13 protein-coding genes and 1 tRNA gene are annotated in these 14,665 nt (G+C 41.6%); 10 read left to right on the forward strand and 4 right to left on the reverse strand.

Annotation, left to right across the window (positions count from 1 at the left end):
* Positions 1-93: 93 nt before the first annotated feature.
* Positions 94-537 (reverse strand): GNAT family N-acetyltransferase, encoded by a 444-nt coding sequence (locus MHM98_RS10515; RefSeq protein ID WP_239439231.1) that lies wholly within the window; start codon positions 535-537, stop codon positions 94-96.
* A 277-nt stretch (positions 538-814) separates the two neighbouring features.
* Between MHM98_RS10515 and MHM98_RS10520 the strand changes: the two genes are divergently transcribed.
* The 3 genes from MHM98_RS10520 to MHM98_RS10530 all read left to right on the forward strand — a co-directional run bounded on the left by MHM98_RS10520 (position 815) and on the right by MHM98_RS10530 (position 4,278).
* The gene (locus MHM98_RS10520) at positions 815-2,230 is read left to right on the forward strand and encodes a sodium:alanine symporter family protein (protein WP_239439232.1); all 1,416 of its coding nucleotides are present in this window, start codon (positions 815-817) and stop codon (positions 2,228-2,230) included.
* 417 nt (positions 2,231-2,647) lie between these two features.
* Positions 2,648-3,430 (forward strand): hypothetical protein, encoded by a 783-nt coding sequence (locus MHM98_RS10525; RefSeq protein WP_239439233.1) that lies wholly within the window; start codon positions 2,648-2,650, stop codon positions 3,428-3,430.
* Between the two features lie 101 nt (positions 3,431-3,531).
* A complete protein-coding gene (locus MHM98_RS10530; protein WP_239439234.1) occupies positions 3,532-4,278 on the forward strand; it encodes a DUF6602 domain-containing protein in 747 nt (248 codons plus the stop codon).
* Between the two features lie 165 nt (positions 4,279-4,443).
* Here MHM98_RS10530 and MHM98_RS10535 read toward each other — a convergent pair.
* Positions 4,444-4,534: transfer RNA gene (locus MHM98_RS10535), tRNA-Ser, on the reverse strand.
* Between the two features lie 191 nt (positions 4,535-4,725).
* Here MHM98_RS10535 and MHM98_RS10540 point away from each other — a divergent pair.
* The 6 genes from MHM98_RS10540 to MHM98_RS10565 all read left to right on the forward strand — a co-directional run bounded on the left by MHM98_RS10540 (position 4,726) and on the right by MHM98_RS10565 (position 8,288).
* A complete protein-coding gene (locus MHM98_RS10540; RefSeq protein ID WP_239439235.1) occupies positions 4,726-5,385 on the forward strand; it encodes a Bax inhibitor-1/YccA family protein in 660 nt (219 codons plus the stop codon).
* A 170-nt stretch (positions 5,386-5,555) separates the two neighbouring features.
* Complete coding sequence (tusD, locus tag MHM98_RS10545) at positions 5,556-5,951, forward strand: sulfurtransferase complex subunit TusD (protein WP_239439236.1); 396 nt, start codon at positions 5,556-5,558, stop codon at positions 5,949-5,951.
* A 9-nt stretch (positions 5,952-5,960) separates the two neighbouring features.
* Positions 5,961-6,317, forward strand: a complete 357-nt coding sequence (gene tusC / locus MHM98_RS10550) for a sulfurtransferase complex subunit TusC (protein WP_239439237.1) — start codon at positions 5,961-5,963, stop codon at positions 6,315-6,317.
* Between the two features lie 38 nt (positions 6,318-6,355).
* On the forward strand, positions 6,356-6,625 hold the full coding sequence (gene tusB / locus MHM98_RS10555) for a sulfurtransferase complex subunit TusB (protein WP_239439238.1): 270 nt from the start codon (positions 6,356-6,358) through the stop codon (positions 6,623-6,625).
* An 8-nt stretch (positions 6,626-6,633) separates the two neighbouring features.
* Positions 6,634-6,972: a TusE/DsrC/DsvC family sulfur relay protein gene (locus MHM98_RS10560; protein ID WP_239439239.1), complete on the forward strand. Its 339-nt coding sequence runs from the start codon at positions 6,634-6,636 to the stop codon at positions 6,970-6,972.
* Between the two features lie 26 nt (positions 6,973-6,998).
* The gene (locus MHM98_RS10565) at positions 6,999-8,288 is read left to right on the forward strand and encodes a hypothetical protein (protein ID WP_239439240.1); all 1,290 of its coding nucleotides are present in this window, start codon (positions 6,999-7,001) and stop codon (positions 8,286-8,288) included.
* 125 nt (positions 8,289-8,413) lie between these two features.
* Here the strand turns inward: MHM98_RS10565 and MHM98_RS10570 are convergent, their stop codons facing one another.
* Together MHM98_RS10570 and purL are read right to left on the reverse strand one after the other, a co-directional pair.
* Entirely contained in the window at positions 8,414-8,881 is a 468-nt protein-coding gene (locus tag MHM98_RS10570) for a hypothetical protein (RefSeq protein ID WP_239439241.1), read from the reverse strand.
* Between the two features lie 241 nt (positions 8,882-9,122).
* Positions 9,123-13,004, reverse strand: coding sequence for a phosphoribosylformylglycinamidine synthase (gene purL, locus MHM98_RS10575; RefSeq protein WP_239439242.1), 3,882 nt, complete (start codon positions 13,002-13,004; stop codon positions 9,123-9,125).
* A gap of 189 nt (positions 13,005-13,193) precedes the next feature.
* On the opposite strand from purL, the gene mltF reads away from it, so the two are divergent.
* Positions 13,194-14,645, forward strand: a complete 1,452-nt coding sequence (gene mltF, locus MHM98_RS10580) for a membrane-bound lytic murein transglycosylase MltF (RefSeq protein WP_275441567.1) — start codon at positions 13,194-13,196, stop codon at positions 14,643-14,645.
* Positions 14,646-14,665: the final 20 nt, after the last annotated feature.

Here is a 14,665-nt window from a genome sequence, read left to right on the forward strand (position 1 = left end):
CCTCAGATACTCTACCACGTTAGCATTATTCAAAGTACAAAAATTAATGCTTTAAACCAAAACTTTAAGACGTGTCTTCGTCTACGGTTGGAATTATGGTGAAACATGAATAACCGCCAGCATATCCTCGTCATCTTCATCCATACCCACTTCGGAAAAGCCAAAGCTGGCGTAAAAATCTTTAGCGACAGGGTTGTTTGGGTTGTAGCAGATTTCAATTTCACGAATAGCTGTATCGGTCTTTATTTCTGCTAGCGCCAATTCGAGAGCGAAACGACCGATGCCCTGTTTTTGGAATTTTTCATCAACCATAAAACGCCAGATGGAAATTTTGCTTGGTGTTTCTTTTACCCACATAAAAAATCCAACGACATTGCCTGCTTGATAAATCGCGCGAGTAACATAACCTTCGTTAAACTGGGCTTCGACTAACGACCACATATTACAAGCAACAAAGTCTTGCTGAGATTCTGCAACATCGAGATCGCACACGGCTTCATAGTTAGCTTTGATGATTGGCTTTAGAGAAATGTCCATATAGATAAATATTGATTTATAAAAGCAGTACCATAAAAGATAATATTTGATAAAACAATGTATTAGTGAACAATATCTTGTTAACTAACCTTTCTATTTAAACTTGTCACGATTGATTAGCGATTTCACGCGGTGGTAAACAGCAACAAAGAGTGCGTTCAAATCACAAACAACCTGCCCAATTAACCACCAACAAAGCCTTTCAGCCACTTATTAGACCAATTTCCAACCGCTAGTTGTGGTAGATTAGCGCCAATTTTTTTGTTGGTAGGTAATTATGTTAGAAACTGCTGTTGGTTTTATTAACACATTATTGTGGGAAACGGTGCTTATTTATGGCCTCGTAGGTGCCGGGATCTATTTTTCATTTAGACTCGGTTTAATTCAAATAACCCATTTCACTCATGCGTTTGGCTTGCTTAAGATTAGTCGTCAAGGCGGCGCAGATGGTCTGTCGTCATTTCAGGTATTTTGTACCAGCATGGCGGCACGCGTTGGTGCGGGCAATATGGCGGGTGTTGCCGTAGCCATTAGTACAGGCGGCCCCGGTGCTATATTCTGGATGTGGCTAATTGCCTTTTTAGGTATGGCGACTTCGATGGTTGAGTCGACACTAGCGCAAGTTTACAAAGTAAAAGATCAAGAAGGTCAATTCCGTGGCGGCCCGGCCTATTACATGACAAAAGGTCTTGGTCAGCGTTGGATGGGTATTCTGTTTTCGTTATCGTTAATTGTTGCGTTCGGTTTAGTATTTAACGCCGTACAAGCGAACACCATCAGCGGCGCTGTCGCAGATGTATTCTCATTCGATCCCCTTTACATCGGCATCATCATTTCGATTGCTAGCGCATTCGTGATTATCGGTGGCCTTAAAAAAGTAGCCAAAGTATCTGAAATCATTGTGCCTGTGATGGCAGTGCTTTATCTACTAATTGCTTTTATCGTAGTCGTGTTAAACATCGAAAAACTACCACAAGTATTTATGCTGATTATTAACAGCGCCTTTGGCTGGCAAGAAGCGGCAAGCGGCGGTGTGGCTTATGCGGTAGCACAAGCGATGAAAGCTGGTATCGCCCGTGGGTTGTTCTCAAACGAAGCAGGTATGGGTAGCGCAGCGAACGTCGCAGCCAGTGCAACACCAAATCCAAATCACCCTGCCTCACAAGGTTTCATTCAAATGATTGGCGTATTCTTCGATACACTCATCATTTGTACCGCAACCGCAGCAATCATCTTGCTAGCAGGCGAAGTATCAAGTAGTGGCGACGGCATTGTGTTAACCATTAACGCACTAGAATCACACGTTGGCAGCTGGGGCGGCTTCTTTGTTGCTGGCTCTATCTTGCTATTTTGTTTCACCTCAATCATCGCCAACTACAGCTACGCCGAAACGAATATCCTGTTTTTATCGAACAACAACACGCTCTATCTAACCCCATTTAGAATCGCCGTTGTTGGTATGATTATGTTTGGCGCAGTCTCAAAAATCGACATCGTATGGGCACTGGCCGACGCCTCAATGGGATTAATGGCGCTAATCAACCTTATCGCACTAATACTGTTATCTGGTTTAGCCGTAGCGGTGATTAAAGATTATCAGGTGCAACATAAATCAGGTAAAACACCAAAATTCGCCGCTAAAGATTTCCCACAACTTAAGGGGAAAGTAGAAAAAGGTATTTGGGACGAATAACTGCCCTTTCGCTGAGTAATAAAGCAATAAAGATTAAAGCCTCGTTGGTGAAAACTTGCGGGGCTTTTTAGATCTAACACTGAGAAACTCAGTCTAAATACCAATCAGAACGAGTGGCACATCAACCATTTTATTTGCAACGCATCAACGTGTATGCTCTCTCCATTCAACTCTTCTTTAATTATTTGATTTAAAAAAGTTATAGATTTTTATCGTGCGTCATACATTGCATGAGCATGCAGTGTATGACGCCATGAACGGTTTGCCCAACGAAAAGTCATGTAAAAATGTATCAAGTAGTTTTAACAATTGATTTATCAGTAGCTTACTGTTAGTTTTTTCTGCACAAATTTAAAATAAAGCGTTGTTTATATTGTACATACACGATAAACACACTGTTATATTTACCGGAGAATTATGCGCGTAACATTCGATTCTAATGTATGGGAAAAAGTCGTTTCAAATGAATATATTGAAAGTAAAGATCTCTCTTTAATAAGACAATCAATTGAACAACGGGTCATAGAGCCATATATATGTGAAGTAGCACTGTCTTTAGAGTCAATAATGAAAAAAGAGCGTTTAAATCATGCTTCAAATCGCCAACTAAAAATTGAAGTTGTATCAAGTGAATGGAGAGATAATAAATACAAAGGTGTGATTGGAATAGGCCCTGATAATGATACACATCCGGGAATCCCCTTAATTTTAAAACATAAGCTTGAGTTAGCGAAAGATCTAGGCTTCAAAGTACTACCAATGACGAATATAGGAACCGCTAGAGCTAAAGACATAAATGAGAGCTTAAAAATAGGCTTTTCATCCACGGATGACTTTTGGGTTTATGCAGAAAAACTTGCGGAATGCGGTGATTTTATTTCATCTCTAGAGTGTGGGTTCTCAGGTTATGAAAATTTACTTAAAAAATATAAAATTAAAACATCACCTCACCTTATGTTAAATAAGTTAGCCACGAAAACAGAGAAGAAAAAATTCGCACAAGCTGTTGCTGAATGGTCAGATGGTGATTCATTAGCTGCTCATTATGCGTATGACAACGATATTTTTTGTACAAATGATTTTGGTAAAGGTGCAGGAAAAGCATCTGTTTTTTATCCTGAAAATTTAAATGTTTTGTCAAAAAAATATAATATGAGAGTTGTTAGTGTGGGTGAACTTGCAAGTATAATAAGCACTTAGAACTGAATAAAAAAAACAGTCGGTTAGGTTACGCTTCGCTGCACATTTTAGCCAACCATTTTTGTCCGATTAATTGGGCGTTATGTTTCTAAGGAGTAACATTGATAGATCAATCATTTCAATTTATCGCAGAAGAAGTTCAGCTTAAGTTTAATAAGATCTCTGCTTACACTAATCATGGGCCAAGTATTGGTGCATATAGAGAAGCAATTATTGAAGAGCTCATAGAGAACTTTATATCTGATCGCTTCTCTATAAAGACTGGTTTTATCTACGATCCGAATTCTGAATTTTCATCTAAGCAAATGGATATTCTAATCATTGATGAAAACTTTCCTGCGGCATACTTTTTAAAAACGTCAAACTTTGTGGTTGCAAGCAAGGAAGCTGTTGTATGTGCAATAGAAATAAAATCAAATCTCACAAAGGCTAACTTAAAAGACATCTGTGAAAAATGTACATCGGTTAAAAAAATATCTAAAGACATTGATTTTATTGGGTTTTGTTTCAAATCTTCAATTGGGAATGAAAGCTTGCCTAATGCCTATAGTGAACTCATGTTCTCAGAAACGCACTATTCTGATCTCATCACAGTTTTAGGGAGAGGCTCTATTCTAAAGCTAGGTCAAGGTACCTTTTATGAAAAGGATGAAGATGAAGCTGTACATCACAGGCTCACGTGGAGCCCCACACCTGATTTCTATACATCTGAATTAAAAATATTTTTGTCCTATATTATGAAATCATGCTTCTCTAGAGATGAAAAAACTGAACATCCATTGGAAAGGTACAAACCGAGTCTTGGTTTGATTCACAATAAAAAGTTTGTATTCGGAACCGAAACATAACAAGGCACTCAATAGAACAAAAAACAGTTGGTTTCTGTTCTATTGAGTGCTTCTTAGCGAGGCGTTAATCCCAAACAACCACTTCAAAACACCCAAAGTAAATTTCACAAACCCCAGAAAAGCAAAAAGCCGCCTAATTATAAAATTAGGCGGCTTTTCTAAATATGGCGGAGAGATAGGGATTTGAACCCTAGAGGGGCTATTAACCCCTGCCGGTTTTCAAGACCGGTGCATTCGACCACTCTGCCATCTCTCCAGCGGGGGTGTATAATATAGAAACCATTTTTCATTGCAAGCGAAATTCGTTAATAATTAAAAAATATAAACTATTTGATTATTTTACGGTCAACTACGTACAAAGTGGCTATGTCATATTATGACATTTAAAAAGTTATGCTATAGTCATCCCAACTTTCAAATTACAATTTGTAAAACACGGAGTCTTATATGGAACATCGTACTACTTATAGCGCGTCTCAAGAGTCAGCGCTGCAAACCAACAAGGTATTACGCAATACCTACTCTCTTCTAGCTATGACGCTAGCTTTCAGTGCTGTTACTGCGTTCATCAGCACATTCTTAAACATGGGCACTATCGGTTACTTCGGTTTCTTTATTGCTGGCATGGTTAGCTTATTCATCGTTCATAAGAAAGCAGACAGCGCGCAAGGTCTGCTTTGGACATTCATCTTCACTGGCTGTATGGGTATGGCATTAGGACCAATCCTTAACACTTACCTAGCGATGAGCAACGGCGGTGAAACGATTATGCAGGCTCTTGGCGGCACAGCATTAATCTTCTTCGGTTTATCTGCTTACGCGTTAACAACTAAGAAAGACTTCTCATTCATGGGCGGCTTCTTAACTGTTGGTTTAATCGTTGTTCTTGTTGCTTCAATCGCTAACATCTTCTTTGCAGTACCAGCGGTTTACTTAGCACTACGCGCAGCTATCGTATTATTAATGTCTGGTTTCATCCTGTTCGATACTTCACGCATCGTTAACGGCGGCGAAACTAATTACATTCGTGCAACAGTTGCTCTATACCTAAACATCTACAATTTATTCGTTAGCCTATTGAGCCTTATCGGTGCAAGCGACGATTAATTGGTTTGGCTATATGACTGATAGCAGCATTATTGATTTATTATCAAAGTCGCTAACGTCAAAATAAATAGCCATAAAATTAAATTAGATTGTTATAATGCCTCGCTCTGCGGGGCTTTTTATTGCCTACAGATTTTTGAAAATTCTCAACCACAGGGTTTTAGCACTCAATGTCGACAGATTCTTTAAATTACGTGCTAGTTATTAATAGCGATATCACACAGCAAGGTAGTCACAGCGGCTATCGATTTGCGTGTGAGTTGTTAAAACAAGGTCAGCGCATTAGCCAAGTTTTTTTCTATCAAGGCATCAGTAATACCAACGGCCTCACCTCTATCGCATCTGGCGAAACTAATGTATTAGCGCTGTGGCAGTCACTGAATAAAGAGCATCAAGTGCCTTTAATTAGCTGTATTTCAGCGTCATTGCGCCGCGGCGTATGTGACGAGCAAGTTGCCGATGAACAAAAACTTAGCGCCCACAATCTAGCAGAAGGTTTCGAGCTAGGTGGTTTAGGCGAGTTTGTTACGGCATCTGCCAATGCCGATCGCTTGATTCAATTTTAAGGAGTGATGATGAAGAACCTAGCCATTATTAACCAAACAGCACCCTTTGGCGTCAATAATTACCGTGAATCGTTAGATATGCTGCTTGCAAATGCTAGTTATGATCGTCCTGTAGCCCTATTCTTCCAAGGCGATGGTGTATTTCAATTACTTGAAAATACCAAGGCCGATTTAACGGGTAATAAGGATTTGAGCAAAACCTACGGTTTACTTGACTTATATGACATTGAAGATGTTTTTGTATGCAGCGACTCGTTAACCGAGCGCGGATTGTCTATCGATAAATTAAATATCGATGTTATCGCCCTGCCATCACAAGATTGGATGGATAAACTGGCGACCTTTGATCAAACGCTGAGCTTTTAACAAGCTGTGTTCATAAAGCGATAGGATAGAATGTAATTATGTTAGTTATTGCCACTAAATCCCCCTTTACCAAAGCGCTGCCGCCAGCATCAGACAAGCTATCACTCGTATTAACCCAAGATGCCGTTATTGCCGCAACAGCAGCTACAACAAAAAGTGCGTTAAATGAGTATCGAGCAGTTTATGCATTAGAGAGCGATATTACAGCGCGAGGACTAAGCGATCACATATCAAGCTATATTCAAGTGATTGAACTGAGTGACTTTGTTAAACTCACCGCCAATCACCAACCACTAGTTAATTGGTAACGAATTTTATGAGTGAAGGCATTCATTTTAACGGCAAAGACTACGCCGTCGACAAGCACAACTACCTAACCAACCTCGACGATTGGAACGAAGAACTCGCTGAGCACATCGCAGGGTTAGAAAACATCACACTAACGAGCGAGCACTGGCAAGTAGTGAACTTCATCCGTCAATTCTACATAGAATTCGACACCAGCCCAGCCGTGCGCATGTTAGTAAAAGCCGTCGCCAAAGAATTCGGTCCCGAAAAAGGCAACAGCCGCTATCTCTACAGCCTATTCCCAAAAGGCCCAGCCAAGCAAGCGACTAGAATTGCAGGTTTGCCGAAACCAGCGAAGTGTATTTAACATGATTGCGAACACAAGGAAGTGATATGAAAATTCGTTATATAGTTCTAGTTTGTGCCGTTATCATTAGCGCTAGCCTCTATTACCTCTTTGCCGATGAAGATCTCAATCCAGAAATCATCGCTATCCAACAGCAATATGCAAAACCTATAAATCTCGATAACAATGTGTATATCGAAATGATGAGTTGGCAATATTTAGATAGTGACAACCCGTACCAATTAGCTGTTAATACGTATAAAAAGCAAGTTAAAGAACTTAGAGCAATTTCGGTACGAGAAATTTCTCCTATTCGATACCCACAAGTCGAATTCCCGAGTACAGAAGAAAGCATCCCTTACTGTGACCTGAATACTGAATCTTGTATCGCGACTATCATAGAGCAGAGCCAAGATTTAACTAAGTTAATTTCGGACAACCAAGTATATTTAAATCGATTTTATAAATTGGCAGAGTTCGATAACTTTCAAGCCTTAAACCCTTTACTAGTCAAGACTAATTATGATTTTACAGTGCTCTATAGATTAGCTGCGTTGGACATTCTATATAAACTCGAAAGCGAACAAATAGAAGAAGCAGAAAAATCAATTACTCGATTAATCACAATTGATCGTAAATTTATGGCGACGACTAACGAATTTATATTCAAGATCATTTCTATTTCAAATTTTAGCCAGATTCATCTGCCTTTGATAACACGACTTATTGTTAAGAAGAGTAACCCAAAAATCGATTTACTAAAGCCTTTAACGAGCGAAGAAATAACTTTCAATGAGGTTTGGCGCTCCGAGCTATATTACATGATTAGCCTTTTAACATCTGAAGACATTTTCTCGAAAACAAAAGACGTTCCAAACTCTCAGAATTTCATTATGAAAATGTTAATGTTCAAGAAACATATGACCTTTAATGAAATTGGCGAGTTTTACCTTACTCAAGTTATCTCAACTACTAGTACTAAAGCACAATATTTTCAAGATGTTAAATCAATGAAAGATATTATCGCGGAATTTCATGAGCAGCACGAATTTTATCAAAGATGCTCATTCTGCAGTATTGCGACTAACTTAAATAACATCGTGGGTCATTTAATTACAATTACGACGATGCCCAAATATACAGATTTGTATTCAAGAATCATTAATATTGATTTGGAGTTACAATTGCTACGCCTTAAAGTTTCAAACCCCAAAGGCGTTGAAGAAGTGATATTATCGAAAAAGCAGTGGCAAGAACCTTATCTGAACAGTAGTCCATTTATTAAAAGCGATAAACTTTGTTATGCAGTTGCAGATGAAGTTTGTATTAAACGATAGTTTGTTCAATTAGCTGCACCCATTGAGATTGAGTCCACTTATAGTATTCAAAAAAAACCGCCAACAACTCTCGTTATTGGCGGTTTGCCCAGATTAATGATTAAGTTAGTCTGGCCTTATTTACTCTAATATCTACAAGTTTTATCTGTATCTTTTATTGCTGAAGTACTAACTAATTCCTCTCCTATCTTCTCATACCCTAAAGCACGGTGTGGGGGAAAAACTTCGAATTTATAAAACTTTCCCTCTTCCGGAGTAATTAGTTTACTCACGTAATTCTGTCGTTGATCTGTGACGCCTCTGAAATCAGGCGTCCTAAAAGTAATTACATAAGACTTACCTGTTTCAAGTATTGATTGAAAAGATTTAGTTTCTTCTTTCGAGGCTTCGAGTAGCCCAAGGTGAAAAACCTTGTCACATTTCGTTGAAGGAAATAAGAATACAGAAGTGTAAGTATTTCCCATTGTTTTAGAAATAACCACTTGCGACTCAAACTCTATAACTGCAGTTTTCGCATCTTTGGGAGGAGAATAAATAGGTGCTGCACAACCAGTAATAAATAAAACAATTGTGAATAAAATTTTATGTTTCAAAATAATCCCTATTGATTTTTTCGATATAATAACAATACCTTATTGTATCTTCAAGCATCAGGGAACTATCAAAGATCAGCGTATTAAACCAGTGCCTCAAATTAATTAACAGCAGTTAAATAGTTTACTCACTGAGACTTTTAATATTGCTGACATGACTTGAAAAATATGAACTAGATAAAAAACCGCCAATAACTCTCGTCATTGGCGGTTTTCTCAATTTAGCGAATTAGCTTATCGCTTACCCTACATTAACACGTGCGTTGCGGAACATACGCATCCATGGGCTGTCTTCGCGCCATGCTTTCGGGTGCCATGAGTTAGCCACAGCGCGGAATACACGCTCTGGGTGTGGCATCATGATGGTTACACGGCCATCTGTCGTGGTTAAGCCAGTGATACCAGCTACCGAACCGTTTGGATTGGATGGGTAGTTTTCAGTAACTTGACCGTGGTTATCAACGTATTGCAGTGCCACTGTGCCGCTGTTTAATGCCGCTTGTGCTGCCGCAGCGTCTTTAAACTCGGCGTGACCTTCACCGTGTGATACAGCAATTGGCATTACAGAACCCGCCATACCGTTTAGGAACATTGATGGTGATTCTTGAACTTTCACTAAGCTAAAGCGCGCTTCAAAACGCTCAGATTTATTTTGCACAAAGTGTGGCCATAAATCGCTGCCCGGGATTAGCTCTTTTAGGTTTGATAGCATCTGACAGCCATTACACACACCTAAGCTGAAGGTGTTGTCGCGGCTGAAGAAGTTACCGAATTGGTCGCGTGCTAAATCGTTAAACAAGATTGATTTCGCCCAGCCTTCACCAGCGCCTAGTACGTCACCGTAAGAGAAACCGCCACAAGCAACCATGCCGTGGAATTCTTCTAGCGATACCTTGCCAGAAAGGATATCTGACATGTGTACATCTTTCGCCGCGAAACCAGCGCGGTTAAACGCCGCCGCCATTTCTACGTGGGAGTTAACCCCCTGCTCGCGCAGGATAGCTACTTGTGGTTTAGCACCTGTTGCGATGTATGGCGCTGCCACGTCTTCATTGATATCAAATGATAAGTCAGCAAATAGACCTGGGTTGCTATCGTCAGTTTTTAGTGCGTATTCTTGCTCGGCACACGCTGGGTTATCACGCAGCTTTTGCATTTCATAGCTGGTTTTCGACCACAGTTTGCGTAAATCTGAGCGTGTTGCGCTAAATTCAGCATTGCCATCAACAAACACGTTAACTGTGTTGTTATCGTTTAGTGTTGCTACTGTACTAGTTAAGCTTGTTAAACCATTAGCCGCTAACACCGCGTTTACTGCGTCGATATCTTCATTCTTAACTTGGATTACCGCACCTAGCTCTTCGTTAAATAGCTGCGCTAATACATCGCCTTGTGGCAAGTTGATGTCTAAACCAGTGTTACCCGCGAACGCCATTTCTGTGAGCGTTGTGAATAAACCGCCATCTGAACGATCGTGGTAAGACAGTAATTTACCCTCAGCTAATAAGGTTTGAATTGCGGTGAAGAAGCCTTTTAATAACTCAGGGTTGTCAACGTCTGGCGTTACATCACCAAGTTGCTTGTAAACCTGCGCTAATACAGAGCCGCCTAAACGCGCTTGACCGTTACCTAAGTCGATAAGTAATAGTTGCGTTTCACCTTCGTCAGTAATCAGTTGCGGCGTTAGCGTGTTGCGAATGTCTGCCACCGGCGCGAATGCTGTCATGATTAATGACATTGGCGCGGTAACAGATTTGTCTTCGCCATTTTCCTGCCATTTCGTTTTCATCGACATCGAGTCTTTACCAACTGGGATAGTAATGCCTAATGCCGGACATAACTCTTCGCCTACCGCTTTAACAGCTTCGTATAAACCAGCGTCTTCACCTGGGTGACCAGCTGCCGACATCCAGTTCGCCGACATTTGAATTTGGCTAATGTCGCCGATGTGCGTTGATGCGATATTGGTAATGGCTTCAGCCACTGACATACGCGCCGATGCGCCAAAGTTAAGCAGTGCGATTGGGCTACGCTCGCCCATTGCCATGGCTTCACCGCCGTACGTATCGAAACTCGCTGCGGTAACAGCACAGTTTGCTACTGGTACTTGCCACGGGCCAACCATTTGGTCACGTGCTACTAAACCAGTTACGGTACGGTCACCGATGGTGATCAAGAAGCCTTTATCGGCAACGGTTGGCAAGCTAAGTACACGCATTACCGCGTCATCTAATGAAATATCGTCTGTTGCTAACGCTTCACCTTTAGCCGTTTGTGTTTTAACGTCGCGGCTCATTTTTGGTGGCTTACCAAGTAATACGTCAAGCGGCATATCGATTGGGGTATTATCGAAGTGGCTATCAGAAAGTGTTAGATGTTCTTCTTGTGTCGCTTCACCAACGATGGCGTATGGCGCGCGTTCACGTTGACAGATAGCGTCAAACTCGTCGATTTTGTCGCTTGGTACTGCGATTACGTAGCGCTCTTGTGATTCGTTACACCAGATTTCGTGTGGTGCCATACCCGGCTCATCGTTTGGTACGTTGCGTAGTTCAAACTTACCGCCACGACCACCGTCGTGTACTAATTCTGGGAATGCATTTGAAATACCCCCTGCGCCAACATCATGAATAAAGGCGATTGGGTTGTCTTCGCCTAGCTGCCAACAACGGTCAATAACTTCCTGACAACGACGCTCCATTTCTGGGTTCTCACGTTGTACAGAAGCAAAGTCTAAGTCTTCCGCTGATTGACCTGATGCCATTGACGATGCCGCACCGCCGCCAAGGCCGATGTTCATCGCAGGGCCACCAAGGACGATTAGCTTCGCGCCTACTGGAATTTCACCTTTTTCAACGTGTTGCTCGCGAATGTTACCCAAGCCACCAGCAATCATAATTGGTTTGTGGTAACCGCGAACTTCTAGACCGTTGTGGGAGTTTACTTGCTCTTCATAAGTACGGAAGTAACCACATAACGCAGGACGACCGAATTCGTTGTTAAACGCCGCGCCGCCAAGTGGGCCTTCAATCATAATGTCTAATGCAGAAACAATGCGATCAGGCTTGCCGTAATTCGCTTCCCATGGCTGCTTTGCGCCCGGAATGTTTAAGTTAGATACGGTAAAACCTGTTAAGCCAGCCTTTGGCTTAGAGCCACGACCTGTTGCGCCTTCGTCGCGAATTTCACCACCAGAGCCCGTTGCCGCGCCTGGGTATGGCGAGATTGCTGTTGGGTGATTGTGGGTTTCAACCTTCATTAAGATATGGATATCTTCTTGGTTGTATTCGTATTCGCGAGTTTCTGGATTTGGGAAGAAACGCCCTGCTTTATTACCTACCATTACCGACGCGTTGTCTTTATAAGCAGACAGTACGTTTTCTGGATGCGTTTCGTAGGTGTTTTTGATCATTTTAAATAATGATTTTTGTTGTTTTTCACCGTCGATTGTCCAATCGGCGTTGAAGATCTTATGACGACAATGCTCTGAGTTCGCTTGTGCGAACATCATTAGTTCGATGTCGTTTGGATTGCGGTTTAGACCGGTAAAGGCGTTAACTAGGTAGTCGATTTCATCGTCTGCTAGTGCCAGACCCATTTCAACGTTAGCTTTAACTAATGCGTCTTTACCACCGCCAATCACGTCAACACTTTGCATTTGCCCCGGCTCAGCCTTAACAAATAATTGCTGCGCACTTTCCATTGAGTTAGTAGCGATTTCCATCATGCGATCGTGTAACAAGTTCACCACTTGCTGATGTTGCTCGTCGCTCACTTCACCTTCGATGTAGTAAGCAATACCACGTTCTAGACGGTTAATTTGGGTTAAACCACAGTTGTGGGCGATGTCTGTCGCTTTAGATGACCACGGCGAGATAGTGCCCGGACGCGGCGTGACTAAAATCAGTTCACCTTGAGGTTGGTGCTCAGCAATCGTTGGACCGTAAGTTAATAACTTTTCAAGCTTAGTCAGTTCATCGCTTGATAATTCGCCACTGAGATCTGCAAAGTGCATAAACTCGGCATAAATGCCCGTAACAGGCACATTGATGTCGGCAAAACTAGCTAGCAATTTTTTTGTACGAAAGTCAGAAAGCGCAGGGGCTCCGCGAAGGATTTCCATAGGAATATTCACCAATTAACTGTGGATGGGAAAAAATTTGGCGCTATTATAAGTGAAACAGATCACAAAATTAACCATTAATGTGATATTTCTCACATCGCTATTTTTGGCAGCATCTGCTATAACTATCCAGCAGACGTAAAACTTGTATTTTATTGGGCTAACACTTTGATATCTAAACGTTCTAAATTGACATTCGGCCAACAAATAAGCATCGCTTTAAGTTGTTTATTTGTGCTTTCGTGCACCCAGCCTACCGATGAAACTCATTTAGACGAAATTAAAGACGATAAAGTTTTGGTGATTGGTACCTTATATAGCCCAACTAGTTATTTCGAAGGCGAAAAAAGCGCCGTTGGCATGGACAGCGAATTAGCACAGCAGTTTGCCGCCTATCTCGGTGTTGAGCTGCAAATTGTATCTAATGCCGATTTGAGCGAACTATTCGCGCAAATGAATGAAGGGAAGATCGACATTATCGCCAGTGGCCTTACAGTAACTCAGGCACGATTGCAGAAGATGCGTTTTGGCCCGCCGTTTTATCAAGTGTCACAACAGATCGTATTTAAGCAGGGAAAGAAACGTCCGCGCAAACTCAAAGATCTTACGGGCACCTTGATGGTTGCTAAAGCCAGTAGCCATGTTGATACCTTGTCACAACTTAAATTAGATAATCCCGATCTCAATTGGCAAACAACCAATGAGCACAACCCTGACGAATTATTAAAGTTAGTCATTGATGAGCAGATTGATTACACCCTAGCCGATTCCAATGTGTTGGCACGTAATCGTCGTATTTATCCGGATTTAAGTTTGGCATTTACGGTGACACGTGACGATTCTTTAGCATGGGCGCTAGCGGATAATGACGATGACTCCTTATATAGCCAAGTTATTGCTTTTTTTGGCGAGCAGCAATCAAGCGGGGCAATGGCGCAACTCGAAGAGAAGTACTTTGGCCATGTTCAACGCTTTGATTATGTCGATACACGCGCCTTTATTAAGGCTATTGATAAGAAGCTTCCTAAATATCAAATATTATTTGAGCTAAACGCCGATGGCATTAAATGGGAGCAACTCGCTGCCCTATCTTATCAAGAATCCCATTGGAACCCCCGCGCCAAATCACCAACCGGTGTGCGCGGTATGATGATGCTGACATTGCCAACTGCGAAACAGATGGGCGTTAAGAGTCGTCTTAATGCCGAGCAAAGTATCGAAGGTGGTGCGAAATATCTCAAACGGTTATTGGCGCGCCTACCCGAATCTATTCCCGAGTCGCAGCGCTTTTGGTTTGCACTAGCGTCATATAACGTTGGCTATGGCCACTTAATGGATGCGCGTAAATTAGCACAGCAATCAGGCAAGAACCCCAATAGTTGGAGTCATGTAAAACAGATGCTGCCGCTGCTAGAGAAAAAGAAATATTACCGCAAAACTAAGCACGGTTATGCTAGAGGCCGCGAAGCTGTGCACTATGTTGATAGTATCCGTCGCTATTACGATACGTTAATCGCAATGGATCTCGATAGTAAGCTTGCACCGATAGACCTTGAGCTTGCAGCACGCATCGATTCACTGCCAATCCCACCGCAGATAAAACTTGTCCCGCAAGAACAAGAGACGGTATTAAAAAATTAACTAATACCATTGCATTACGA

Origin of the sequence: Psychrobium sp. MM17-31, from assembly GCF_022347785.1 — a bacterium.
GTDB lineage: Bacteria > Pseudomonadota > Gammaproteobacteria > Enterobacterales > Psychrobiaceae > Psychrobium.

Excerpts from the sequence above, each read along its gene's own strand:
- tusD (WP_239439236.1), top strand. The coding sequence starts at position 5,556 with ATGTCGACAGATTCTTTAAATTACGTGCTAGTTATTAATAGCGATATC.
- MHM98_RS10515 (WP_239439231.1), bottom strand. The coding sequence starts at position 537 with ATGGACATTTCTCTAAAGCCAATCATCAAAGCTAACTATGAAGCCGTG.
- MHM98_RS10525 (WP_239439233.1), top strand. The coding sequence starts at position 2,648 with ATGCGCGTAACATTCGATTCTAATGTATGGGAAAAAGTCGTTTCAAAT.
- MHM98_RS10540 (WP_239439235.1), top strand. The coding sequence starts at position 4,726 with ATGGAACATCGTACTACTTATAGCGCGTCTCAAGAGTCAGCGCTGCAA.
- tusC (WP_239439237.1), top strand. The coding sequence starts at position 5,961 with ATGAAGAACCTAGCCATTATTAACCAAACAGCACCCTTTGGCGTCAAT.
- MHM98_RS10565 (WP_239439240.1), top strand. The coding sequence starts at position 6,999 with ATGAAAATTCGTTATATAGTTCTAGTTTGTGCCGTTATCATTAGCGCT.
- MHM98_RS10520 (WP_239439232.1), top strand. The coding sequence starts at position 815 with ATGTTAGAAACTGCTGTTGGTTTTATTAACACATTATTGTGGGAAACG.
- MHM98_RS10560 (WP_239439239.1), top strand. The coding sequence starts at position 6,634 with ATGAGTGAAGGCATTCATTTTAACGGCAAAGACTACGCCGTCGACAAG.
- tusB (WP_239439238.1), top strand. The coding sequence starts at position 6,356 with ATGTTAGTTATTGCCACTAAATCCCCCTTTACCAAAGCGCTGCCGCCA.
- purL (WP_239439242.1), bottom strand. The coding sequence starts at position 13,004 with ATGGAAATCCTTCGCGGAGCCCCTGCGCTTTCTGACTTTCGTACAAAA.